The organism is Pseudonocardia sp. NPDC049635, assembly GCF_040659795.1.
Lineage (GTDB): Bacteria > Actinomycetota > Actinomycetes > Mycobacteriales > Pseudonocardiaceae > Pseudonocardia.
This window is the reverse complement of sequence record NZ_JBFAON010000020.1, coordinates 12,402-36,280: the sequence shown is the minus strand read 5'-3', so window position 1 is coordinate 36,280 and position 23,879 is coordinate 12,402. Positions and strand designations below refer to the sequence as shown.

Annotated in this window: 21 protein-coding genes and 1 tRNA gene; 9 read left to right on the top strand and 13 right to left on the bottom strand. The window is 72.3% G+C overall.

The genetic code is table 11. The annotated features are described in order from the left end of the window. Positions 1-160 precede the first annotated feature (160 nt). On the bottom strand, positions 161-2,380 hold the full coding sequence (gene uvrB / locus AB0J24_RS21510; RefSeq protein WP_358684010.1) for an excinuclease ABC subunit UvrB: 2,220 nt from the start codon (positions 2,378-2,380) through the stop codon (positions 161-163). A gap of 83 nt (positions 2,381-2,463) precedes the next feature. Here uvrB and AB0J24_RS21505 point away from each other — a divergent pair, with 83 nt between their 5' ends. After that, entirely contained in the window at positions 2,464-2,997 is a 534-nt protein-coding gene (locus AB0J24_RS21505; RefSeq protein ID WP_358684008.1) for a DUF402 domain-containing protein, read from the top strand. A gap of 7 nt (positions 2,998-3,004) precedes the next feature. Here AB0J24_RS21505 and AB0J24_RS21500 read toward each other — a convergent pair whose 3' ends face one another. The 5 genes from AB0J24_RS21500 to rpsA all read right to left on the bottom strand — a co-directional run bounded on the left by AB0J24_RS21500 (position 3,005) and on the right by rpsA (position 8,522). Further along, positions 3,005-3,817 (bottom strand): hypothetical protein, encoded by an 813-nt coding sequence (locus AB0J24_RS21500; protein WP_358684006.1) that lies wholly within the window; start codon positions 3,815-3,817, stop codon positions 3,005-3,007. Further along, positions 3,814-4,593: a hypothetical protein gene (locus AB0J24_RS21495; RefSeq protein WP_358684004.1), complete on the bottom strand. Its 780-nt coding sequence runs from the start codon at positions 4,591-4,593 to the stop codon at positions 3,814-3,816. Before AB0J24_RS21495 ends, AB0J24_RS21500 begins: the two co-directional genes overlap by 4 nt. Before the next feature lie 207 nt (positions 4,594-4,800). Then, positions 4,801-5,937, bottom strand: a complete 1,137-nt coding sequence (gene coaE, locus AB0J24_RS21490; RefSeq protein WP_358684002.1) for a dephospho-CoA kinase — start codon at positions 5,935-5,937, stop codon at positions 4,801-4,803. A 13-nt stretch (positions 5,938-5,950) separates the two neighbouring features. Beyond that, a complete protein-coding gene (locus tag AB0J24_RS21485) occupies positions 5,951-6,772 on the bottom strand; it encodes a hypothetical protein (protein ID WP_358684000.1) in 822 nt (273 codons plus the stop codon). Between the two features lie 262 nt (positions 6,773-7,034). After that, complete coding sequence (gene rpsA, locus AB0J24_RS21480; protein WP_358683998.1) at positions 7,035-8,522, bottom strand: 30S ribosomal protein S1; 1,488 nt, start codon at positions 8,520-8,522, stop codon at positions 7,035-7,037. A gap of 308 nt (positions 8,523-8,830) precedes the next feature. Here rpsA and AB0J24_RS21475 point away from each other — a divergent pair, with 308 nt between their 5' ends. Beyond that, on the top strand, positions 8,831-9,718 hold the full coding sequence (locus AB0J24_RS21475) for a class I SAM-dependent methyltransferase (RefSeq protein WP_358683996.1): 888 nt from the start codon (positions 8,831-8,833) through the stop codon (positions 9,716-9,718). Here AB0J24_RS21475 and AB0J24_RS21470 read toward each other — a convergent pair. Next, positions 9,682-10,281, bottom strand: a complete 600-nt coding sequence (locus AB0J24_RS21470; protein ID WP_358683994.1) for a carbonic anhydrase — start codon at positions 10,279-10,281, stop codon at positions 9,682-9,684. The genes AB0J24_RS21475 and AB0J24_RS21470 overlap by 37 nt on opposite strands. Positions 10,282-10,419: 138 nt before the next feature. On the opposite strand from AB0J24_RS21470, the gene AB0J24_RS21465 reads away from it, so the two are divergent. The 5 genes from AB0J24_RS21465 (at position 10,420) to AB0J24_RS21445 (ending at position 15,301) form a co-directional block, all read left to right on the top strand. Continuing rightward, the gene (locus AB0J24_RS21465; RefSeq protein ID WP_358683992.1) at positions 10,420-10,848 is read left to right on the top strand and encodes a hotdog fold thioesterase; all 429 of its coding nucleotides are present in this window, start codon (positions 10,420-10,422) and stop codon (positions 10,846-10,848) included. A gap of 138 nt (positions 10,849-10,986) precedes the next feature. Next, positions 10,987-12,405 (top strand): branched-chain amino acid ABC transporter permease, encoded by a 1,419-nt coding sequence (locus AB0J24_RS21460; RefSeq protein ID WP_358683990.1) that lies wholly within the window; start codon positions 10,987-10,989, stop codon positions 12,403-12,405. A 10-nt stretch (positions 12,406-12,415) separates the two neighbouring features. Then, complete coding sequence (locus AB0J24_RS21455; protein ID WP_358683988.1) at positions 12,416-13,411, top strand: branched-chain amino acid ABC transporter permease; 996 nt, start codon at positions 12,416-12,418, stop codon at positions 13,409-13,411. After that, positions 13,401-14,489 (top strand): ABC transporter ATP-binding protein, encoded by a 1,089-nt coding sequence (locus AB0J24_RS21450; protein WP_358683986.1) that lies wholly within the window; start codon positions 13,401-13,403, stop codon positions 14,487-14,489. The genes AB0J24_RS21455 and AB0J24_RS21450 overlap by 11 nt, the downstream gene beginning before the upstream one ends. Further along, a complete protein-coding gene (locus tag AB0J24_RS21445; RefSeq protein ID WP_358683984.1) occupies positions 14,486-15,301 on the top strand; it encodes an ABC transporter ATP-binding protein in 816 nt (271 codons plus the stop codon). Before AB0J24_RS21450 ends, AB0J24_RS21445 begins: the two co-directional genes overlap by 4 nt. 168 nt (positions 15,302-15,469) lie before the next feature. On the opposite strand, the gene AB0J24_RS21440 is transcribed toward AB0J24_RS21445, so the two are convergent. The 5 genes from AB0J24_RS21440 to AB0J24_RS21420 form a co-directional block, all read right to left on the bottom strand. Then, a complete protein-coding gene (locus AB0J24_RS21440) occupies positions 15,470-16,798 on the bottom strand; it encodes an ABC transporter substrate-binding protein (protein ID WP_358683982.1) in 1,329 nt (442 codons plus the stop codon). A 335-nt stretch (positions 16,799-17,133) separates the two neighbouring features. Next, complete coding sequence (locus tag AB0J24_RS21435; RefSeq protein WP_358683980.1) at positions 17,134-17,769, bottom strand: response regulator; 636 nt, start codon at positions 17,767-17,769, stop codon at positions 17,134-17,136. A gap of 450 nt (positions 17,770-18,219) precedes the next feature. Next, positions 18,220-18,293: transfer RNA gene (locus tag AB0J24_RS21430), tRNA-Leu, on the bottom strand. Positions 18,294-18,395: 102 nt separating this feature from the next. Then, positions 18,396-19,577: a TRAM domain-containing protein gene (locus AB0J24_RS21425; protein WP_358684113.1), complete on the bottom strand. Its 1,182-nt coding sequence runs from the start codon at positions 19,575-19,577 to the stop codon at positions 18,396-18,398. Between the two features lie 17 nt (positions 19,578-19,594). Continuing rightward, on the bottom strand, positions 19,595-21,667 hold the full coding sequence (locus tag AB0J24_RS21420) for an APC family permease (protein ID WP_358683978.1): 2,073 nt from the start codon (positions 21,665-21,667) through the stop codon (positions 19,595-19,597). Between the two features lie 136 nt (positions 21,668-21,803). Here AB0J24_RS21420 and AB0J24_RS21415 point away from each other — a divergent pair, with 136 nt between their 5' ends. Together AB0J24_RS21415 and AB0J24_RS21410 are read left to right on the top strand one after the other, a co-directional pair. After that, positions 21,804-22,466, top strand: a complete 663-nt coding sequence (locus tag AB0J24_RS21415) for a TrkA family potassium uptake protein (protein ID WP_358683976.1) — start codon at positions 21,804-21,806, stop codon at positions 22,464-22,466. After that, positions 22,466-23,125: a TrkA family potassium uptake protein gene (locus tag AB0J24_RS21410; RefSeq protein ID WP_358683974.1), complete on the top strand. Its 660-nt coding sequence runs from the start codon at positions 22,466-22,468 to the stop codon at positions 23,123-23,125. Before AB0J24_RS21415 ends, AB0J24_RS21410 begins: the two co-directional genes overlap by 1 nt. Here the strand turns inward: AB0J24_RS21410 and AB0J24_RS21405 are convergent. Beyond that, positions 23,100-23,840, bottom strand: coding sequence for a DUF3159 domain-containing protein (locus tag AB0J24_RS21405; RefSeq protein WP_358683973.1), 741 nt, complete (start codon positions 23,838-23,840; stop codon positions 23,100-23,102). The genes AB0J24_RS21410 and AB0J24_RS21405 overlap by 26 nt on opposite strands. Between the last annotated feature and the right edge of the window lie 39 nt (positions 23,841-23,879).

The following is a 23,879-nucleotide window of genomic DNA, read 5'->3' as shown; positions in this document are numbered from 1 at the left end:
CGGGCTCCTCCGCTGCGCGGCGGGCCGGGTCCGGGCGACGCGGGGAGCGTGCCGGGCGGCCGGGTGTGCGGGAACGGTGGTCCACGGTAGCGGGGCACCCGTCGCGACCCGCGCGGACCCGGCCGCACAACCCGGGCGCCGCCCCGCCGCCGGCCGCGGACTACTGCACCCCGGCCGCGTCCATGCCGCGGAGCTCCTTCTTCAGGTCGGCGATCTCGTCACGGAGCCGGGCGGCGAGCTCGAACTGCAGGTCCCGGGCGGCGGCGAGCATCTGGTCGTTCATCTGCTGGATCAGGTCGGCGAGCTCGGCACGCGGCATCCCGGCCGTGTCCTTGCCGGCGACCACCCCGGAGCTGTGCGCCGCGGCGCCGGACCGCCCTGCCTCGCCGGCGGCCCGCTTGCCCCGCGAGGCGTTCCGGCCGGACCCGCCGACCGGGACCGCCTCGGTGTCCTCGGCCTCCCGGTAGACCTGGTCGAGGATGTCGGCGATCCGCTTGCGCAGCGGCTGCGGGTCGATCCCGCGCTCGGTGTTGTAGGCGATCTGCTTGGCCCGGCGGCGGTCGGTCTCGTCGATCGCGTAGCGCATGGAGTCCGTGATCGTGTCGGCGTACATGTGCACCTGGCCGGACACGTTCCGGGCGGCCCGGCCGATTGTCTGGATCAGCGACGTCCCGGAGCGCAGGAAGCCCTCCTTGTCGGCGTCGAGGATCGCCACCAACGACACCTCGGGCAGGTCGAGGCCCTCGCGGAGCAGGTTGATGCCCACCAGCACGTCGTACTCGCCGGAACGGAGCTGGCGGAGCAGTTCGACCCGGCGCAGCGTGTCGACCTCGGAGTGCAGGTAGCGGACCTTGATCCCCAGTTCCAGGAGGTAGTCGGTGAGGTCCTCCGCCATCTTCTTCGTGAGCGTGGTGACCAGCACCCGCTCGTCGCGCTCGGTACGGTCCCGGATCTCGGCGACCAGGTCGTCGATCTGGCCCTTGGTGGGCTTCACGACGACCTCCGGATCGACCAGCCCGGTCGGTCGGATCACCTGCTCGACGAACTCACCGCCGGTCCGGTTCAGCTCGTAGGGGCCCGGGGTGGCCGACAGGTACACCGTCTGACCGATCCGGTCCGCGAACTCCTCCCAGGTCAGCGGCCGGTTGTCGACCGCGGACGGGAGCCGGAACCCGTACTCGACGAGGTTGCGCTTGCGGGACATGTCGCCCTCGTACATGCCTCCGATCTGGGGCACCGTCACGTGTGACTCGTCGATGACGAGGAGGAAGTCGTCCGGGAAGTAGTCGATGAGCGTGGCCGGGGCGGTGCCCGCGCCGCGCCCGTCGATGTGCCGGGAGTAGTTCTCGATGCCGGAGCAGAAGCCGACCTGGCGGATCATCTCGACGTCGTACTGGGTGCGCATCCGCAGCCGCTGGGCCTCCAGCAGTTTGCCCTGGTTCTCCAGGGTCGCGAGCCGCTGCTCCAGCTCGGCCTCGATGTCGCGGACGGCCCGCTCCATCCGGTCCGGTCCGGCGACGTAGTGCGTGGCCGGGAAGATCCTGATCTCCTCGACCTGCTCGATGGTGTCACCGGTGAGCGGGTTCAGATGGTAGAGCGCCTCGATCTCGTCGCCGAAGAACTCGATCCGCAGCGCCAGCTCCTCGTACGCCGGGATGATCTCCACGGTGTCCCCGCGGACCCGGAACGTGCCGCGGGTGAAGGACATGTCGTTGCGCGTGTACTGCACATCGACGAGCAGCCGGAGCAACCGGTCGCGCTCGATCTCGTCGCCCGCCTTCAGCGACACCGACCGGTCCAGGTACGACTGCGGCGTGCCCAGGCCGTAGATGCACGACACCGACGCGACGACGACGACATCGCGCCGGGACAGCAGGTTCATCGTCGCCGAGTGGCGGAGCCGTTCGACATCGTCGTTGATCGAGCTGTCCTTCTCGATGTAGGTGTCGGTCTGCGCGATGTAGGCCTCGGGCTGGTAGTAGTCGTAGTACGACACGAAGTACTCGACCGCGTTGTGCGGGAGCATCTCGCGCAGCTCGTTCGCCAGCTGCGCCGCGAGGGTCTTGTTCGGTGCCATCACCAGCGTCGGCCGCTGCTGCTTCTCGATCAGCCAGGCGGTGGTGGCCGACTTGCCGGTGCCGGTGGCACCCAGCAGCACGACATCCTGCTCGCCCGCCCGCAGCCTGCGGTCCAGCTCGGCGATCGCGGCCGGCTGGTCACCGGCCGGCTGCAGGTCGCTGACGACGCGGAACCGCCCGGCCTTCCGCTCGATGTCACCGACCGGCCGGTGCTCGGAGTGCGCGAGCGGCAGCCCGGTCGCCCTCTCGGGGTCTCCGTGCGGGTCCGCCGCGCTGCCCGGGACCTCCGTCGCGAATGCCATGCCCTCAAGGGTACGAGCGTCCCCCGACAGTTTCCCGCCGCACGCCCCTGACAGCCCGGCCGGGCACCGGCAGGATGCCTCCCGTGCATCCGCCCAAGACCCAGATCGTCGATGTCGGCGACCGCGTCCAGTACGACACCAAGGGCACCCGCCGCGACATCCAGACGCTCCGCGAGGAGGCCTGGGGGCTCTACCTGTCCCGCCCGGTCGTCGCCCGGCCGAACGCCTGGTGGATCGAGTCCTGGCTGATCCCCGACCTCGGGGTCTGCCTGTCGGACTGGCGGTGGCGCCCCGGGCACGAGCGTGACCAGGACATCTACATCGACATCGCCCGGATCACCCGGGACGGCGGACTGCTCCGGATGACCGACCTGTACCTGGACCTGGTGGTGCGCCGGGGCCGTGGTACCGAGCTGCTCGACGTCGACGAGTTCGTCGCCGCGGTCGCGGCCGGTCTGCTCGACCGGGCGACCGCGGAGTACGCGCTGGAACGCTCGCACACCGTGCTCGCCGAGCTGGCCCGCAACGGCCACGACCACGAGGCGTGGCTGGCCGGGCACGGGATCGTGCTCGGGCCGCGGACCGAACCCGCGCCGCCCGCCGACCTGGCGGGCTGAGCACGGCTCAGAGCGCCGGGTGCTGGGCCGGGCCCTGCCCCACCGCGCTGGTGGACGAGCCCGAGGGTCCGGTCGGCGACGGGCTCTCCGAGCCACTGGTGGGCGCCGCCGAGTTCGACGTCGACGGGTCCGGCGAGCCCTCGTCGTTCGAGCTCGAGGTGGGCGGGGTCGTCGGGTCCGGCGTGTCGGTCTCCTCCGGTGCGGAGGTCTCCGGCGGGTCGGTCGGCCGCGGCGTGGTCGGGTCCGGCGATCCTTCCGGCGGCCTGGTCGTGGGCGGCGGGCCGGTCGGCCGCGGTGGCGTGACCGACGGCCGGGTCGACGACGGCGGTGGGGCCACCCCGCCACCGGGTGGCGGGTTCACGCCACCGCCCGGCGGCGGCGCTGCCCCGCCGCCCGGCTGCGGCGCCGGGGCGACCGGCGCGGGTCCGCCCGGGGGCTGTGCACCCGGTGCGGGGACGCCCGGGACGCCTCCGGTCGCGGCGGTGCCCGGGTCGAACGCGGGCGGGACCGCATCACCGGCGGGCGCGCCACCGGGCTGCTCACCGGTGACGATCCGCTCCGGCGCCGGTGCCGTGCTCCCGGGCGAGGCGATGGCGAACGGCGAGCCGACGAAGCTGCCCTCCGGCGCCGCTGCCGTCGCGACCGCGGTGAGCCCGCCCAGCGAGCCGACGGTCAGCACCGCTGCCGCGGCGGCCGAGGTCGCCCGCCGCGCCCCGGTGGCGCGGGCGATCACGTCGTCGACGGCGGGCAGCGGCACCGCCGCCGCCAGCACGTCGTCGAGCCGGTGGAACTCGTGGTCGATGTCCTCGTAGCCGTTCATCCCCGTCCCCCCTCGGCGGCGTGCGGGCCGTACCCGCGGTGACCGCCGTACGCGGGGCGGGCCACGTACGGTGCGGGCGCCCCGACGATCTCCTCCAGCACCTCGGCCATCCCCTCGGTGACGACCTCGCGTCCCCTGGCGAGCCGCCGGCCGATCTCCCACTCGTCGGCCGCCTCCAGCTCGGCGACCGCGGCCACCGACAGGCCCGCCATGTGGTGCAGCACCACGGCCCGGCGGTCCGCCGGGGCGAGCCTGCCCAGTGCCTCCAACAGCGCCCCGGTCCGCGGGTCGGTCTCCTCCGCGGCCGGTCGGCGGCGTCGGCGCAGGCGCAGGAACCGCCCGCGCATCGAGGTCCGGATGGCGACCCGCCGGATCCAGCCGACGGCCGGGTCCTCGTGCTCGCCGTACCCGGCCGCCCCGCGATCGGACAGGGCCGACCAGCGGCGCCAGGCGCGGGAGTACGCGTCCTGGACGGCGTCGTGTGCCTCCTGCGGGTTCAGCGTGATCGCGTACAGCTGGGCCACCAGCCGCGGGTAGTGGGTCTCCAGGTGGGCGCCGAAGCCCGCGCGCAGCTCCCCGTGCGGCAGCGTGCGGTGCTGCTGCACCATCGCGCCGCTGATCGGCGGGGGTTCTTCGGCGCCACCGGTCCAGGCGTCGTGGTCGATGTGCTCGGTCCCGGCACCCGGCCGGGCCGGCTCGTGCTGCGCCGGACTGGGGAGGTCCGGGGCGCGACCGGGCCCGGCTCCTCCGCCGTCCGCCCCGTATCGATGCACCACCGTGGTCAACCCCGCGCCCTCTCGTCGCCGCAACCCGGGTTCGCGCGATCGCACCGGCGGACCGGCGCGATCGGCGGAAATCCCGCCCCTGCCTCGGCGGGACACCGAGCGCCGATGCTCCTTGCCCGCCTGAATCGACCAACGAGCGGACGCCGTTACAGAAACGGGTGGCTCTTCACGCACCCGTCACGAACCGTGTGAACCTGGTCAGGAAGGCCACTCGTCCGGGTCAGCGCGCCAGGCGGACGTGTGCGCGGTGTAGCGACGGGAGTCCGGATCCGACCCGTACAGCGCAGCGGCGGCGCGCCGGCGCTCGGTGTAGCCGTCGCGGGCACGCGGGTCGGCCCGCAGCCGGTCCCGGGTGCCCAGCGCGTGCCGCCAGGCCGGGGATCCGTGCACCCGCACGACGACGACGGCCGGCCGCCCCGGGTCCGCGGACCGGTGCAGCCGCAGCGTTCCCGCCCCGTCCGGGACGGCACCCGGGTCCTCCGGGAACCCGGCCCCGGCGAGCCGGTCACCGAGGTCGGCGGCGTCCGACCGGGACTCCACCGCGAGCTGCAGGTCGAGCACGTCGCGCGCGGGCAGGCCCGGCACGGCCGTGGCTCCCACGTGCTCCACGCCGCGGCCGCGCTCCCCCACGGCGCGCTCGATCCGCCCGGCGAGCCGGCGGGCCTGCCGGGGCCAGTCCGGGTCGGGATCGACCAGCTGGGGCGGCCCGTCCGGCACCGGGCGACGCAGACGCAGGTTCTCCTCGAACCCGACGAGCCGCCCGTCCCACAGCGCGTCCACCCGGCGGCGGGTGTCCTCCTCCGGGCCGGAGTTGTCCAGCCAGACGTCCGCGGCGGCTCGCCGGCGCTCGTCGGTCGCCTGCGCGGCGATCCGGGCGCGGGCGTCGTCCTCGGACATCCCGCGGGCCGACACCAGCCGCCTGATCCGTTCCTCGGCGTCCACCCCGACCACCACGACCAGCGGGAACGCCGTCTCCATCGCACTCTCGACGAGCAGCGGGACGTCCTGCACGACGATCGCCTCCGGCGGCGCGGCGGCGACCAGCTCCTCGGAGCGGGCGCGCACCAGCGGGTGCACGATCCCGTCGAGGGCGCGGCGGGCGTCGGCGTCGCCGAACACGATCGAGGCCAGCGCGGGCCGGTCCAGCTCCCCGTCCGGGCGGAGCACCCCGTCGCCGAACTCCGCCACGATCGCGGCGAGCCCGTTGGTCCCGGCGGCGACCACCTCGCGGGCCAGCAGGTCGGAGTCGACCAGCACCGCCCCGCGTTCGACGAGTCGCCGGGCGACCGTCGACTTGCCCGCTCCGATACCTCCGGTCAGCCCTGTCCGCAGCACGGGCCCACCGTAATCAGGTGGTGCCGGTCGGGCCCCCGGCGGGCGCCCGGCCCGCCTGCGGTGCCGGTGCCGCGGGCTCCGGCGTCGCCGCGGGGGTCGCCGCGGGGGGCGTCGGTGCGGCCGCGGGCGGCTGGGTCGGGGTGAGTGCGGGGATGATCCGCTGCGCTAGGTCGGGCAGGGTCTCGGAGGCCGGACGGTTCTGCCCCGGAGCCGCGACCGGGAGCACGAAGGTGAGCGTGTCGACGCCGTAGACGAGCGCCAGCGTCGACTCGTCCGGTCGTTCGATCAGCACCCCGGGGACGCTGCCGACGGTGACGTCGCGGGAGGCGATCGCGTTCGACCGTTCGGCGTTGGTGTTGAGCTGCCACTGCCGGGTCGCCGATGCGGCGTCGCCGTAGCGGCCGATGTTGAGCTGGTAGAGCACCGGGCCGCGGTTCCCGGGGCCGTCGAAGGCCTGCCCGCCGGCCCGGTAGGTGCAGGCGGTCCGCTCGGTGCGGTTCACCGAGGGCTCGGGCACCCCACGCACCGTCTGGACCGACACCGAGCCGAGCACCTGCCCGAACAGCGCCCCGGCCTGCTCCGGGTCCATCAGCCGCGCGCAGTCGGTGGGCAACGCGATCGGGGGCGGCCCGTCGGCACCGGCAGCCGTGCTCTGCTCCGCGGCGAACGTCGGGACGGCGATCCCGGAATCCCCGGAGGCGATTCCGCAACCGCTGAGGACGCCGGTGAGCAGGGCCGCGCCGGCGAGCAGAGCGGCCTGGCCGCGCCGCGAGCGGCTCGCGGGCGTGAACGGGGACGTGCCGGATCGCGTCCGGCGGACGGAGCAGCCGGCCATGCGCACAATCTAGGCCGCATACCGAGATCGACTCCGCGGACGCACCCGGAGAGTCATGGACCGGTGCCGAAACGTGACCTGCCCTCGGCGCGTATCGAACGACACGCCGCGCAACGGAACCGGGCCGTCGTGACCTGTTCACCCACTCGTGCACCACCCGGGAGACCCTGCCGCAGACGCGCCGAGCCCCGGCGACCACGCGGGTCGCCGGGGCTCGGTGCGGATCGTGGTCCGGCCCGGAGCGGGGCCGGACCGCGCCGGATCAGGCTCCGCCGGAGAGCTTCTCCCGCAGCGCGGCGAGCTGCTCGTCGCTCGCGAGCGAACCACCGCTGCTGCTCTCGGCCTGGCCGGACGAGCGCTCCTCGGTGTCACCGCCCGACGAGTAGTTCGCCGGAGCCACGTCGTCGCCACCCGCCGCCTCGGCCTCGGCGGCCTTGCGGAGCTGCGCGATGTGCTGCTCGTAGCGGGTGTGCGCCTCGGCGTACTGCTTCTCCCAGGCGGCGCGCGCCTCGTCGAAGCCTTCCTTCCAGTCACCGGTCTCGACGTCGAAGCCCTCGGGGTAGATGTAGTTCCCCTGGTCGTCGTACTCGGCGGCCATGCCGTAGCGGGTCGGGTCGAACTCGGTGTCGACCGTCATGCCCTCGTTGGCCTGCTTCAGCGACAGCGAGATGCGGCGCCGGTCGAGGTCGATGTCGATGACCTTGACCATCGCGTCGTCGCCGACCTGGACGACCTGCTCCGGGATCTCCACGTGGCGCTCGGCCAGCTCGGAGATGTGCACCAGGCCCTCGATGCCCTCCTCGACGCGGACGAACGCGCCGAACGGCACCAGCTTGGTGACCTTGCCCGGCACGATCTGGCCGATCGCGTGGGTCCGGGCGTAGAGCCGCCACGGGTCCTCCTGGGTCGCCTTCAGCGACAGGGAGACACGCTCGCGGTCCAGGTCCACGTCGAGGACCTCGACGGTGACCTCCTGGCCGACCTCGACGACCTCGCTCGGGTGGTCGATGTGCTTCCAGGACAGCTCGGAGACGTGCACCAGGCCGTCGACACCGCCCAGGTCGACGAACGCACCGAAGTTGACCACCGACGAGACGACGCCCTTGCGGACCTGGCCGCGCTGCAGCTGGTTGAGGAACTCGCTGCGGACCTCGGACTGGGTCTGCTCCAGCCAGGCGCGGCGGGACAGGACCACGTTGTTGCGGTTCTTGTCCAGCTCGATGATCTTGGCCTCGATCTTGCGGCCGACGTAGGGCTGGAGGTCGCGCACCCGGCGCATCTCCACCAGCGACGCCGGCAGGAAGCCCCGGAGCCCGATGTCGAGGATGAGGCCGCCCTTGACGACCTCGATGACGGTGCCCTCGACCGGCTCGTCGGCCTCCTTGAGGGCCTCGATCGTGCCCCAGGCGCGCTCGTACTGCGCGCGCTTCTTGGACAGGATCAGGCGGCCCTCCTTGTCCTCCTTCTGGAGAACAAGGGCCTCGACGAACTCGCCGACCTCGACCACCTCTGCGGGGTCGACGTCGTGCTTGATCGACAGCTCCCGCGAGGGGATGACGCCCTCGGTCTTGTAGCCGATGTCGAGCAGGACCTCGTCACGGTCGACCTTGACGATGGTGCCCTCGACGATGTCGCCATCGTTGAAGTACTTGATCGTCTGGTCGATGGCGGCGAGGAAGTCCTCCTCCGACCCGATGTCGTTGATAGCGACCTGCGGCGTGGTCGGGGCGGCGGTGGTGTCGGTGGACATGTAGTGGGGTGCTCCGATGGATTTCTCTGGCGGTCTCGGCGCGGACGCTGCTGCAGCAGCCCCCGCTTCTGGTGTGTGTAGCTGTGACGTTCTAACTGTCACCCTCTGGCGTCGATTCCGTGGCCGGGACCGTGTGCGGTGGAACGGTCGAGTCGGCGAGCCCGCTGTCGACGGTCGTCCGCCACGTTGACCACAGTGCGCAGAACATGCTACGCGGACCGGAATCACTCGGGCAATGCGGGTCCGGTGAACGGGTGAGCGGGGCGTGCGGGCCCGCGACCGGTGACTTCTGCGACGATCGGGTGGTCATGAGCACCCGAGACGACCACAGCACCGCCGAGTCCGCGCTCGGCACCACCGGACTGGCCCGCCGCCGGGTCGGCAGCGCCGAGTCCGAGCGGGCGGGACGGCGGTGGTGGGACGCCGACGCCGACGACTACCTCGCCGAGCACGGGACCGACATCGGTGAGGCCGAGTTCGTCTGGTGCCCGGAGGGCCTGCACGAGGCCGACGCCCGGCTCCTCGCCCCGGCGGAGGCGCTGCCGGGAGCACGGGTGCTCGAGGTCGGCGCCGGTTCGGCGCCGTGCAGCCGGTGGCTCGCCGCCCAGGGCGCGCACCCGGTGGCCCTGGACGTCTCCGCAGGCATGCTCCGGCACGCCGCCCGGCTTAACCGGGAGCTCGGCACGCACGTCCCGCTGGTGCAGGCCGGCGCCGAGCACCTGCCGTTCGCCGACGGCACGTTCGACCTGGCGTGCTCGGCGTTCGGGGCGATCCCGTTCGTGGCCGACCCGGCGCGGGTGATGCGCGAGGTGCACCGGGTGCTGCGGCCCGGCGGACGCTGGGTGTTCGCGGTGAACCACCCGATGCGCTGGGCCTTCCCGGACGATCCCGGACCGGACGGCCTGACCGTCACCCAGTCCTACTTCGACCGCACGCCGTACCTGGAGGTCGACGCGACCGGCCGGGCCACCTACGTCGAGCACCACCGGACGCTCGGCGACCGGATCCGCGACGTGGTCGCCGCCGGGCTGGTGCTCGAGGACCTGGTCGAGCCGGAGTGGCCGGAGGGGCACGACCGGATCTGGGGACAGTGGTCGCCGCTGCGCGGCGAGCTGTTCCCCGGCACGGCGATCTTCGTGACCCGCAGGCCCGGTCGGGCTCAGACCTCCAGCACCGCTCCGGTCGGCAGGTCGTAACGGGCGCCGACGATCATCAGCCGGTTGTTGCACACCGCCCCGGACAGCGACGGGTCCGCGGTGAGCTGGGCCACCACCCGGCGGACGTTGGCGTCGACCGCCGCCGCGATGCCCTCGTCGCCGGCCGCTGCGCCGGCGCACACCGGCACGATGTCCTGCACCAGCGCACCCAGGGTGGCCGGCGCGGGCGCCGGCGCTCCCCCGGCGACCTCGACCGCTGCCTTCACCGCGCCGCACTGCGAGTGGCCGAGCACCACCAGCAGCGGGATGCCGAGCGCGCCGGCGCCGAACGCGAGGGTCCCCAGGACCGCGTCGTCGACGACCTGGCCCGCCGTCCGGACGACGAACAGGTCGCCCAGTCCGAGATCGAACACCAGCTCGGCCGGCACCCGCGAGTCCGAGCAGGACAGGATCATGGCGGCCGGCTTCTGCTCGGCGAGCACCGCGGCCCGCTCCTCGGCGGACCGGCGCGGTTCCTTGCGTTCGTCACGCTGCCAGCGCAGGTTCCCCTCGAGCAGCATCGACCATGCCTCGGTCGCGGTGGGCCTGACGTCGTCGACCATGCACTCTCCCGTTCCTGTTCCGGTGCCGCGGCGGGCACGGTCAAGATCGCCGACCGGTGCGGCCACGGCAAGTGCGCACGCCGTGATGTGTCCGGAACCGCTCGTCCGGGCAGGCCGGCCGAGGCTTAGGGTGCCCTGGTGCCGATCGATCCCGCCCAGCTCCCCCCGATCCCGCCGGAACACGCCGGTGGCCAGCTGAACGAGCGGATGGGGATCGAGATCGTCTCCATGAGTCTCGACGAGGTCGTCGGCCGGATGCCGGTCGCGGGCAACCTGCAGCCGTTCGGACTCCTGCACGGCGGCGCGAACGGCGTGCTCGCCGAGACCCTCGGCTCCACCCTCTCCGCGCTGCACGCGCTGCCCGAGCGGTTCCCGGTCGGCCTGGAGCTGGCCTGCACCCACCACCGCTCGGCCACCTCCGGCCACGTCACCGGGACGGCCCGGCCGCTCCACGTCGGACGATCCACCTCCACGTCGGAGATCGTGCTCGTCGACGACGACGGCCGCCGCGTCTGCACCGCTCGGCTCACCTGCCTGCACCGCGACACACGACCCCGCGTGTCCTGATCGTCGCAAACAGCTGGACACGGGTTACGTCTCGGCTACGGCCTGGTTCGAGACGTTCGTACCAGTCCTCTCCTCGGCTACGTTCGCCCGATCACCCACCCGGGTGCCGGCACGACGACCCACGAGGACGGACGAACGTTGTCACCACCCCGTACTCCGCGCCGCGAGCGCGCCGACAGCGCCGGGGCCGTCCGCGCAGGCGCCGGCCCGCGACGCCCATCGGCCCCGGCCACCGCACGCTGGCTCATCGGCCTGCTCGTCGTGCTCATCGGCGGGCTCGCGCTGTCCGGCACCGCGCTCGCCGCGGCCGCGACCCCCACGACGGCCCCGCAGACCGCCTCCCAGGGCACGGATTCCCCCGCCCAGCAGACCGACGGCATCGACGTCAGCGGCACGCTGCGCGACCAGGACGGTGAGCCGCTGCCGAACGTCACGATCCTGGCCGAGCTCGACGGCGCCCCGGCCGCCGAGGCCGTCTCCGACGCGACCGGCCGCTGGGAGCTGACCGTCCCCACCGCCGGGAGCTACACGTTCCGGCTCGACGAGACCACGCTCCCCGAGGGCACCGAGGTGCTGCAGGGCGAGACCACCCGCGAGGTCAGCGACGGCGCGCTGAACACCGTGGTCTTCCGGTTCGGCGAGGAGGTCGCGGGCAACGCAGGCGGTGGCTTCGCCACCTTTCTGCGCCTGCTCGTCGACGGTATCCGGTTCGGCCTGGTCATCGGCATCGCCGCGGTCGGCCTCTCGCTGATCTTCGGCACCACCGGGTTGACCAACTTCGCGCACGGCGAGATGGTCACCATCGGTGCCGTCGTCGCCTGGTTCATCAATGTGGGCGGCGGGGTCCAGCTGATCCCGGCGACCATCGTCGCCATGCTCGTGGGCGCACTCCTCGGTGCGGCCAACGAACTCGGCATATGGCGACGGCTCAGACGCCGGGGCGCCGGGTTGATCGCGCAGCTCGTCGTCTCGATCGGTCTGAGCATCGCGCTGCGCTACCTGGTCCTGATCATCTTCGGTGGGCGGTCCGAGTCGTTCGCCGACTACACCGCCCAGACGGTCCGCAACTACGGGCCGATCGCGCTCACCGACAAGGACCTGTCGGCGATCATCGTGTCGGTCGTGGTGCTGGTCGCGGTCGCGCTGCTGCTGCAGAAGACCCGCATCGGCAAGGCGATGCGGGCCGTCTCCGACAACCGGGACCTGGCCGCGTCCTCCGGCATCAACGTCGACCGGGTGATCCTGTTCGTCTGGATGCTCGGCGGGGCACTGGCCACCCTCGGCGGTGTGCTGTTCGCGCTCTCCGAGCTCTCCAGCACCGTGCAGTACGAGATGGGTTTCCGGTTGCTGCTGCTGATGTTCGCCGGGGTCATCCTCGGGGGCCTGGGCACCGCCTACGGTGCGCTGCTCGGCTGCCTGATCGTCGGCATCCTGGTGCAGCTCTCCACGCTCGTGCTGCCGCTGGACCTCAAGTACCTCGGCGGTCTGGCGGTGCTGATCGTGATCCTGGTGTTCCGACCGCAGGGCCTGCTCGGGTCCAAGGCCCGGATCGGCTGAGGGGGACATCATGATCGACTTCGGACAGCTCCTCACCGTCGGGTTCTCGCAGCTCATCGGCCCGTCGGCCATCTTCTTCGCGCTGCTCGCACTCGGCCTCAACATCCACTTCGGGTACACCGGCCTGCTCAACTTCGGCCAGATCGGCTTCGCGCTGGTCGGTGCCTACGGCATGGGCATCTCGGTGGCGAACTACGGGGCCCCGCTCTGGCTCGGTGTCCTGATCGGCATGGCCTGCGGTGTCGCGCTGGCACTGATCCTGGGCATCCCGACCCTGCGGCTACGTGCCGACTACCTGGCGATCGTCACGATCGCGGCGTCGGAGATCCTGCGCCTGGTCACCCGGTCGACGTCGCAGACCGGTTTCACCGGCGGCACCCAGGGCCTCACCGGCTTCGGTGACGCGTTCGCCGCCGCCAACCCGTTCACCCAGCCGACCTACACCATCCTCGGGCTCACCGTGCGCGGGCCCGACCTGTGGTCGATCCTCGTCGGCTGGACCGTGGTCGGGCTGTGCGTGCTGCTCACCTGGCTGCTCGTGCGCAGCCCGTGGGGCCGCGTGCTCAAGGCCATCCGGGAGGACGAGGACGCCGCCCGCGCCCTCGGCAAGAACGTGTTCGCCTACAAGATGCAGGCGCTCGCGCTCGGCGGCGTGTTCGGCGCCCTCGGCGGCATCGTGTTCGCCCTGGCGACCCAGTCGCTGACGCCGGACTTCTACTCGCCGCCGCAGACCTTCTTCGCCTACGCCGCGCTGATCCTGGGTGGCGCCGGGCGGGTCTTCGGCCCGGTGGTCGGCGCGATGCTGTTCTGGTTCCTGCTGTCGGTGTCGGACGCGTTCCTGCGCCAGGCCACCGCCGGTGAGAACCCGCTGCTGCCCTTCATCTCGTCCCAGGACGTCGGTGCGATCCGCTTCGTGCTCGTCGGCGTCTTCCTGGGGCTCATGATGGTGTTCCGACCACAGGGCATCTTCGGACGCCGGAGGGAGGTGCTCGGCGATGGCCGCTGACCGCACCCACGACCACCCCGACGACCACACAGACCACACCGACCACACCGCCGACGACACCGGGGCCGCCCGCGGCGGTGGCGCCGACGAGACGGCCGTGATCCCGGTCGTACCGGCGGGCGTCCCCGATCCGGGCCACGCCCTCGCGGGCGTCGCCCCGGAACCGGGCGTCGCCAAGCCGGACCCGGTACTCACCGTGGACGGTGTGACCCGCACCTTCGGCGGTCTCACCGCCGTCGACGTTGCGCACCTGGAGTTCCAGCGCGGCGCCATCACCGGCCTGATCGGGCCGAACGGGGCGGGCAAGACGACCCTGTTCAACCTGCTCACCGGCTTCGACCGGGCCGACACCGGCTCCTGGGTGTACGACGGGACCCCGCTGGACAAGCTGCCGCCGCACCGGGTCGCCCGCCGCGGCGTGGTCCGGACCTTCCAGCTGACCAAGGCCCTCGCCGGCATGACGGTCATGGAGAACATGAAGCTCGGTGCCACCGGTCAGCGCGGTGAGAGCTTCCTCGGTGCCCTGTTCACCGGCTGGGGAGCGCAGGAGCGTCAGATCACCGAGCAGGCCCGGGAGCTGCTGGCCCGCTTCAAGCTCGACACCAAGTCCGAGGACCTCGCCGGGTCGCTCTCCGGTGGGCAGCGCAAGCTGCTGGAGATGGCCCGGGCGCTGATGATGAAGCCCAAGGTCGTCATGCTCGACGAGCCCATGGCCGGGGTGAACCCGGCGCTCACCCAGAGCCTGCTCGGCCACGTGAAGTCGCTGCGCGACGAGGGCATGAGCGTGGTGTTCGTCGAGCACGACATGGACGTCATCCGTGACATCAGCGACTGGGTGGTCGTCATGGCCCAGGGGCAGGTGATCGCGGAGGGGCCGCCCTCGGCGCTGTCGTCGAACCAGGCCGTCGTCGACGCCTACCTCGGCTCGCACCACGACCAGGTCCTGGAGTTCGACGCCGAGGGCAACCCGGTCGGCGAGACCGCCGAGATCGTGGCCGAGATGGAGGCCGTCGAGGCCGAGGGCGGGCTGGACGGTCCACCGCCCGAGGCGGGCGGCGCGGAGGGGAAGCGCACATGAGCGAGCACAGCGACGCCACACCCGTCATGACCCCGGAACAGGCCGCGACCCCCGAGGTGCACAACCGGCTCGCCGAGGGTGCCCTGTTGCGGATCGACTCGCTCGTCGCCGGGTACGTGCCGGGTGTCGACATCCTCACCGGGAGCGACTTCTTCCTGCGCGACGGCGAGATCGTCGGGATCATCGGTCCGAACGGCGCCGGCAAGTCGACGCTGCTCAAGGCGATGTTCGGCCTCATCCCGGTCCGGACCGGGACCGTCCGGTTGCGCGACGCCGACATCACCGGCGCGAAGGCGCACGTCCTGGTCACCAAGGGCGTCGGTTACGTGCCGCAGCGGGACAACGTGTTCCCCTCGCTCTCGATCGAGGAGAACATGCAGATGGGGGTGTTCCTGCGTCCCCGGTCGTTCGCGAAGCGGTTCGACGAGGTCGCCGACCTGTTCCCGATGCTCGGCCAGCGCCGGAAGACCAAGGCAGGGTCGCTCTCGGGCGGCGAGCGCCAGATGGTCGCGATGGGCCGGGCCCTGATGATGGAGCCCTCGGTGCTCTTGCTCGACGAGCCGTCGGCCGGCCTGTCACCGATGCTGCAGGACGAGGTGTTCGTGCGCTGCAAGCGGATCAACGCCGCCGGGGTCTCGGTCATCATGGTCGAGCAGAACGCCCGCCGGTGCCTGCAGATCTGCGACCGCGGCTACGTCCTCGACCAGGGCCGGGCCGCCTACACCGCGGGCGGCTCCGAGCTGCTGAACGACCCGAAGGTGATCGAACTCTACCTGGGCACACTGGCCGGGAGCAGCGAGAAGAAGGGCTGACGCCACACCGTCCCGGCGCCGCCGACCAGCACCGCGGTCGGCGGCGCCGCCGTCTGTCCGGGCCCCGGCGGGGTGGCGCCGACGGGTACCGCGGCCGGGCGTGCGGCACGACGACGAGGGGGCGGACCGGTGGTGGCCCGCCCCCTCGTCGTCGGTCGTGCGCCGGGCTCAGCCCTGAGCGCCCACCCGGATGAAGGTGGTCTCGTCGCTCAGCGTGTTCTCCGCGGTGAAGGTGAGCACACCGTAGGAACCGGAACCGGGCTCACCGGCGTCGGTGAAGTCCAGGGTGCCGGTCACGCCGTCGAAGTCGACGTCACCGCCCTGGTCGAGGATCGCCTTGCAGTCGGCGAAGGTCGAGCACTTCTCGCCGTCCTTGGTGATCCCGTTGATCTCCGACGCGATGTCGGCCCCGTTGGTCGACTGCGCCGCCTCGGCCGCCAACGCCGAGATGATCACGGCGTCGTACGACTCACCGGCATAGTTGACGTCGGTCAGGCCCGGGTCCTCGGCCCGCAACCGCTCCTCGAAGTCCCCGGAGAGCTCGGTCAGCGGCGTGGTGCCCTTCATGCCCTCCAACAGTCCGGGCGGCAGGCCCTCGCCCAGCGCGTTGCCCATGTTGCCGTCGGTGCCGTAGACCCCGACCTGGGCCGGTCCGATCTCGACCTCGCTCATCCGGGTGATGATCCGCTTCGACTCGTCGAAGCCGATCACCGCGACCGAGTCCGGCGCGAACTGCGCGACCTGGTCGATCTCCGGGTTGAACGACGCCGCGTTCGGGTCGTAGATGAGCTTCTGGATCTGGTCCTGCGGGATTCCCGCTGCGACCAGGTTCTGCTCGGTGTTGTCGGCCAGACCGGCACCGTACGGGTCGTTACGGGCCAGGATGCTCACCCGCTGGCCACCGTCGGAGGTGATCAGCTGCGCGAGCGCCTGCGCCTGGAGGACATCCGGCGGAGCGGTCCGGAAGTACAGTCCGGCGTCCTCCCAGCAGGTGAACTCGTCCGAGGTGTTCGCCGGCGAGAACTGCACCACGCCGGCACCGGTGATCTTGTCGATCACCAGCTTGGACACACCGGACGCCGCGGCACCGACGATCACCTGGGTCCCGGCGGCCAGGTGCCGGTCGACCGTCTGGTTGGCGATGTCGGTGGTGTCGTCACCGGAGTCACCGCGCAGGTGCTCGACCGGGTTGCCCAGGACACCGCCGGCCTCGTTGATCTCCTGGATCGCCACCTCGACACCGGCGAACTCCGGTGGACCGAGGAACGCCAGGCTGCCGGTCTCCGGCAGCAGCGTGCCGATCTTCAGCGGCTCGGTGCTGGGATTACCGGTGGGCTGTGCCTGTGGTGGTGTGCACTCCTGGCCCGCGGCGGCCGGAGCCTCGCTCCCGGCCGTGTCCTCCCCGCCGGCACCGGTGTCCCCACCGCCGCCGCAGCCGGCCAGTACCAGCGTCGTCACCCCGGCCAGAGCGGCGAATCGCCACGTTGATCGCGTCATTCAGGTTCCCCTTCGACCGCCCCCCGCCGTCGAAGTGGCGCGGGAGGATGGCGGAAAACTAGTACGCGCGCACCAGGAAATGGGAGCCGGTCACCACTCGTGACACGAATGTGATGATCTGACTCATGAACGTCACGTAATGATCTTTCCCGGCGGCGGCCGCGACACCGGCGGTGACCACTCCGTTTCTCGGTGAACCGGAGAAGCCGAATCGAAATCGTTCTGAAACTGTCGACGCCGTAACACCGGGGCGGGTAGGTGCGATTGGCGTCACCGGCCGGACGAGCGCAGCCCCCGCCGCCGGGAGGCTGCGGGGGCTGCGGGGAGCTGGTGCGTCAGGAGGACGACTTGGCGGGCGCCAGCCCGTCGACGACGGCCTCGGCGACCGCCTTCATCGTGGTGCGACGGTCCATGGCGGTGCGCTGGATCCAGCGGAACGCCTCGGGCTCGGACATCTTCTGGTGGGTCATGAGCAGGCCCTTGGCCCGGTCGACCACCTTCCGGGTCTCGAAGCGCTCGTTGAGCGTGGCCACCTCGTCCTCGAGCGCCTTCTTCTCGGCGAACCGGGACACGGCGAGCTCGATGGCGGGCACCAGTTCGTGCCGGGCGAACGGCTTGACCAGGTAGGCCATGGCGCCGGCGTCGCGGGCCCGCTCGATCAGGTCGCGCTGGCTGAAGGCGGTCAGCATGACGACCGGGGCGATCTTCTCCTCGACGATCGTCGCGGCCGCCTCGATGCCGTCCTTCTTGGGCATCTTCACGTCCATGATCACCAGATCCGGGGACAGCTCGCGGGCCTGGCTGACGGCCGCCTCGCCGTCACCCGCCTCACCGGCGATCTGGTAGCCCTCCTCGGCGAGCATCTCGGCCAGGTCCATCCGGATCAGGGCCTCGTCCTCGACGACCAGCACCCGCCACCCGGGCTGCGGGCCGCCCTCGGCCGGCGTCTCTGCGGGAACGTTCTCGGTCACCGGGGAACTCCTTCGGGTACGTATGTGGTCTGAGATCATGGGGTGCACTGCGATACGGGGTTCGAGACCGGACCTCGAGGCTACTCGCGCACTCCTCCACGGGTCGTGTGACTTCGGCCTTTCGTGTGCGGAAACACGCCGACGTGAACGCCTTACCCGTCCGAACCGACAGGTTCCGATGCTCGATCGTGCCGGCCGTCACCGGCCGGGTGACCGCTTCCGGCGACCCGCCGCGATCGCCGGGACCTCGGACCCGGCACGCCGCGCGCCGGGTCGGCCCGCGCCGGCGCCGACGGGTACCGAGACCCGCCGGGGGCGACCGCCACGGCCCGGGGCCGGGAGCAGGACCTCCACGGCAGCGACGCCCGGATCCGCCTCCTCCGCGGTACGCGGCCGCCGGCGGACGCCGGAGGGACCCGAACCGGAACGAGCCGGTGGTCCCCTGGACGGTGCCCCCGGTGGGATTCGAACCCACACTGTACGGTGTTTGAGACCGCTTTCTCTGCCAATTGGAATACGAGGGCGTGAAACGTTCGGCGGATACGCTTGCCGTTCCAGCGTAGCGGGCCGCGCCCCGGCCCCGGAATCGGGGCGGCAGCTCCGCCGCCGGACGCCGCGGCGCGTTCTCAGCCCAGCCGTTCGAGCAGCACGGCGGCCTCCATGTGGTGGGTCATCGGGAACGCGTCGAACCCGCGCAGCGCCGCCACCCGGTACCCCGACCCGGCGAACAGCGCGAGATCGCGGCCGAGAGCGGCGGGGTCGCAGGCGATGTGCACCACCCGGCGCGGAGCGCGCTGCGCGAGCGCGCGCACCGTGGCGGCGCCGAGCCCGGCGCGCGGCGGGTCGGTGACGACGACGTCGGGGGACGGGGTGAGCCGGGCGATCCGGCGTTCGGCCCGGGCCGGCACGAACGAGACCTGCGGCAGGTCGGCGAGCGCGGCCCGGCCGTCGCGCACGGCGGACTGCGACGACTCCACCACGAGCACCGTGCCGTCCGGCCCGACCTGGCCGGCCAGTACGGAGCCGAGCAGCCCGACGCCGCCGTAGAGATCCCAGCCGACACCGCCGGCCGGGGCGTCCGCCCAGTCGCCGACCACCCCGGCGAGAATGTCGGCGAGGGCCGGGTGCACCTGCCAGAACGTACCGGGCGAGAGTTCCCAGGTCCGGCCGGCGGCCCGGACGGTCGCCCCGGCACCGACCCGGGCCGCACCGTCGGCACCGACCGTCACCTCCAGCTCGGTGCCCGGCTCGAACCGCTGCTCCAGGACCGGGTCCAGCGCGCCCGCGGGGACCAGCGCGCAGTCCGCGATCTCGCACACGTCGTGGCTGCGGTGCGCGCGCAGGCCGGGGACACCTGCGTCGTCGACGGCGAGCCGGGCCCTGGTCCGCCAGCCGAGCGGTCCGCCGGGCAGCTCCTCGACGACGACCTCGCGCAACGGCACCGCCGACAGCTCGGCGGCCGGTCCGGCGAGCCGTTCCAGCTGCTCGCGCAGCACCGCGGTCTTCAGGTCCCGCTGCGCCGGGGGCCTCGCGTGCTGGAAGTCGCAGCCACCGCAACCACCGGGGCCGGCCCAGGGGCACGGCGGTTCGACCCGGTCCGGGGAGGGATCCAGTACGGCGACGGTGTCGGCGCGGCAGAACGCGCCGCCCGGGTCCTCGGTCACCACGGCCCTGACCCGCTCCCCCGGCAGCGCGTGCCGGACGAACACGACGCGGCCGTCACCGGCGGCACCGGGGGTGCCGTCCTCGGTCACCCGGGCCACGAAGTGCCCGCCGTGCGCGACCGGGCCGACCAGCAGCTCCAGCATCCGGTCGGTCCAGTCGGTCACCGGTGTCCCTCCTTCTTCCGGGCGGTACCCGTCCGCGCGCGTCCGGTCGCTGTCGTCGCCGTGTCCTCCCCCGGGCCGGTGGCGCCCTCCGGGTACCCCCGGCGGGACGCGCCCGGCGCCTGCAGCGGCGACAGCGCCCTGGCCCGCGACGACGACGGCAACTGCCACGGCACGCTCGTCACCATCACCCCCGGCTGGAAGAGCAACCGTGTCTTGAGCCGCAGCGCACTCTGATTGTGCAGGACCTGCTCCCACCAGTGCCCGACGACGTACTCGGGGATGTAGACGGTGACGACGTTACGCGGGGAGTCGGTGCGGATCCGCTTCACGTAGTCCAGCACGGGCCGGGTGATCTCCCGGTAGGGGGACTCCACGACCTTGAGCGGCACCGGGACCCCGCGGCGGTGCCACTGGTCGACCAGCTTCTTCGTGTCCGAGTCGTCGACGTTCACGGTGACGGCCTCCAGGATGTCCGGCCGGGTCGCGCGGGCGTAGGCGAGCGCGCGCAGGGTCGGTTTGTGCAGCGTGGACACCAGGACGACGGCGTGGTTGCGCGAGGGCAGGACGTCGTCGGTCTCGTCGGCCACCAGCGCGGCGGCGACCCGGTCGTAGTGCAGCTGGATGCCGCGCATGAGCACGAAGAAGCCGGCCATGGCGACGATCGCGATCCACGCTCCGAGGGTGAACTTGGTGATCAGCACGGTGAGCAGGACGAGGCCGGTCATGCAGGCCCCGAACCCGTTGATCGCCTGGCTGCGGCGGATCCGGCGGCGTTGCGGCGGTTCCGGGCCGAGCTCCAGCTCGCGGTTCCAGTGCCGGACCATCCCGGCCTGGGACAGCGTGAAGGAGACGAACACGCCGACGGTGTAGAGCGGGATCAACCGGGTCACCTCGGCCTGGAAGCCGACGACCAGCATGATCGCGAACACCGCGAGCACGACGATGCCGTTGGAGAACGCCAGCCGGTCGCCCCGGGTGTGCAGCTGACGCGGCAGGTAGCGGTCCTGGGACAGGATCGAGCCGAGCACCGGGAAACCGTTGAACGCGGTGTTCGCAGCCAGCACCAGGATCAGTGCGGTCATCACGATGACGAAGAAGTAGCCGGGCGGGAAGCCGTCGAACACGGCGTCCGCGAGCTGGGCGATCATCGTCTGCTGGCGGTAGTCCTCGGGTGCGTCCGGGAACTGGCGGGCCGGGTTCTCCGCGATCTGCACGTGCGTCAACTGGGCCAGCACGATCAGGCCCATGAACAGTGAGACGGACATGACACCGAGCAGCAGCAGCGTCGTCGCCGCGTTGCGGGACTTGGGCTTGCGGAAGGCGGGCACGCCGTTGGAGATCGCCTCGACCCCGGTGAGCGCGGCGGCGCCCTGGGTGAACGACCGCAGCACCAGCAGCACGAGCGCCAGCCCGGTGAAGGCGTCGCCCTCGGCGACCAGGTGCAGATCGGCACTCTCGGCCCGGACCTCGTCGCCGAGGATCAGGATCCGGGTGAGCCCCCAGATGATCATGGTGCCGACCCCGAGCACGAACGCGTACACCGGTATCGCGAACGCCGCCCCGGACTCGCGGATGCCGCGCAGGTTGATCGCGGTGAGCACGGCGATCGCGGAGACCGCGAACAGCACCTTGTGCTCGGCGACGAACGGCACCAGCGCGCCGATGTTCGCGGCGGCCGCCGAGATCGAGACGGCGACGGTGAGGGTGTAGTCGACCAGCAGCGCGCTCGCGACGGTGAGCCCGGCGTTGCGGCCGAGATTGACCGTGGCGACCTCGTAGTCACCCCCGCCGGACGGGTAGGCGTGCACGTTCTGCCGGTAGCTCGCCACCACCGTCAGCAGGACGACGGCCACCGCCAGCCCGATCCACGGCGACATCACGTAGGACGCGACGCCCGCCACCGACAGCGTCAGGAAGATCTCCTCGGGGGCGTAGGCGACCGACGACATGGCGTCGGAGGCGAACACCGGCAGCGCGATCCGCTTCGGCAGGAGGGTGCTGGTCAGGCGGTCACTGCGCTGTGGTCGGCCGACCACGAGCCGCTTCAGGCCGACGGCGAGCTTGGACACGGGCGAAGCCTATGCCTCGCCCGACGCGGCGACGCGATAGCGTTCGCCCGCGCGCACCCCGGCGCCGCCGATGCGGCACAGCCGGAACGAACCGAACGTCCCGGGCCGCCCGCCCGCCGGAAGGACCTAGCCCGCCATGCACGTCGTGATCATGGGATGCGGACGCGTCGGCTCGTCCCTCGCCTCCGGTCTGGAGCGGCTCGGCCACGAGGTCGCGGTGATCGACCGGGACCCGCAGGCGTTCCGCAGGCTCGGACCGGACTTCCGCGGCCGGCAGGTCGTCGGGTTCGGCTTCCACCGCAGCGTGCTCGACGAGGCCGGTCTGGACGGCGCGGACGCGTTCGCCGCCGTCTCGTCCGGCGACAACTCGAACATCATCGCCGCCCGGGTGGCCCGGGAGAGCTACGGCGTGGACCGGGTCGTCGCCCGGATCTACGACGCGAAGCGGGCCGCGGTCTACGAGCGGCTCGGCATCCCGACCGTGGCCACCGTGCCGTGGACGACCGACCGGCTGCTGCGGATGCTGCTCCCCGACGGTGTCGCCACGGCGTGGCGCGAACCCACCGGCACGGTGGCGGTGCTGCCGTTGCCGCTGCACGAGGAATGGGTCGGACGGTCGGTCCGGGATCTCGAGGAGGCGACGGCGTCGCGGGTGGCGTTCATCGTCCGGTTCGGCAGCGGCGTGCTGCCGAGGGCGACGACCATCGTGCAGGCCGAGGACACCGTGTACGTGGCCGCGGTGTCGGGCACCGTCAGCGACGTCACGGCGGCCGCCGCGGCGCCGCCGGAGGAGGACTGATGCGGGTCGCGATCGCCGGGGCCGGCGCAGTCGGCCGTTCCATCGCACTGGAGCTGGTCGAGTCGGGGCACCAGGTGATGCTGATCGAGCGGGACCTCGCCCAGCTCGACCCGGGTGCCGTCCCGGACGCCGAGTGGGTGCACGCCGACGCCTGCGAGCTGGCGTCGCTGGAGGACGCCGGCGTCGAGAGCTGTGACGTCATGATCGCCGCGACCGGTGACGACAAGGTGAACCTGGTGGTGTCGCTGCTGGCGAAGACCGAGTTCGGGGTGCGCCGTGTGGTGGCCCGGGTGAACGACCCGCGCAACGAATGGCTGTTCGGCGACAACTGGGGGGTCGACGTCGCCGTGTCCACCCCGCGGCTGCTGGCGGCGCTCGTCGAGGAGGCCGTGGCCGTCGGCGACCTGGTGCGGCTGCTGACGCTGCGTCAGGGACAGGCGAACCTGGTCGAGGTGACGCTGCCGGCGGACACCCCGCTCGCCGGGCGTCCGGTGCGGTCGGTGACGCTGCCGCCGGACTCGGCGCTGGTGACGATCCTGCGCGGCGGCAGGGTGATCGTGCCGCGACCCGACGACGCCCTGGAGCCGGGCGACGAGCTGCTCTTCGTGGCGACGACGGCGGTGGAGGACGAGATCAAGGCTGCGCTGGCCCGCCCGTGAGCGGGGCCGGCCCGCGGACGCGGGCGGATCTCTCGGCCCGGCGCACGATCAGCACGGTCGCCAGCAGCGCCAGGCCCAGCAGCGGGTAACCCATCGCGAGCCGGGCGATGCCCAGCCAGGTCTCGGCATTGGCGTCGTAGAGCAGTCCCTGGACCACGACCCGGGACACGAAGACGATCGCGAGCAGCCCGGTGGCGATCGTGTAGGCCCGCAGCAGTGCCGGGTTCTGCCGCCACTGCATGCCACGCGAGTTGATGCCGTTCCAGATCACGCCGGCGATCGGCCACCGCACGATCATCGACACGATCGCGGTCAGCGCGAAGAACGAGCTGATCAACAGACCGGGCAGGTAGAAGCCGCGGGCCTCACCGGTCTGCCGCGCGACCAGGGCGCAGACGCCGACGCCGAGCAGACCGGACACGGCCGGCTGGAGCGGGTCGCGACGGGCCAGCCGCCACACCATCACCGCGACACCCACACCGAGCGCCGCGTAGAGCCCCGGCTGCAGCCCGGCGATCAGGTTGACGAGCACGAAGACCGCGACCGGGACCGAGGAGGCGACGATCCCGGACAGGCCGCCCATCTGCTCCATCAGGGTCGGGCCCGATCCACCGTGCGGCACGGGGGGCCCGACGGGGCCGGTCTGCTCGTCGGCGGGCGGTGTCGGGTCGACCCGCGGGAGCCGGGTGGTCGGGGCCTCGTGGTGGTCGCTCACGGAATCCGATCGGTCGTCGCGGCCGGCCGCCGCGGGTGG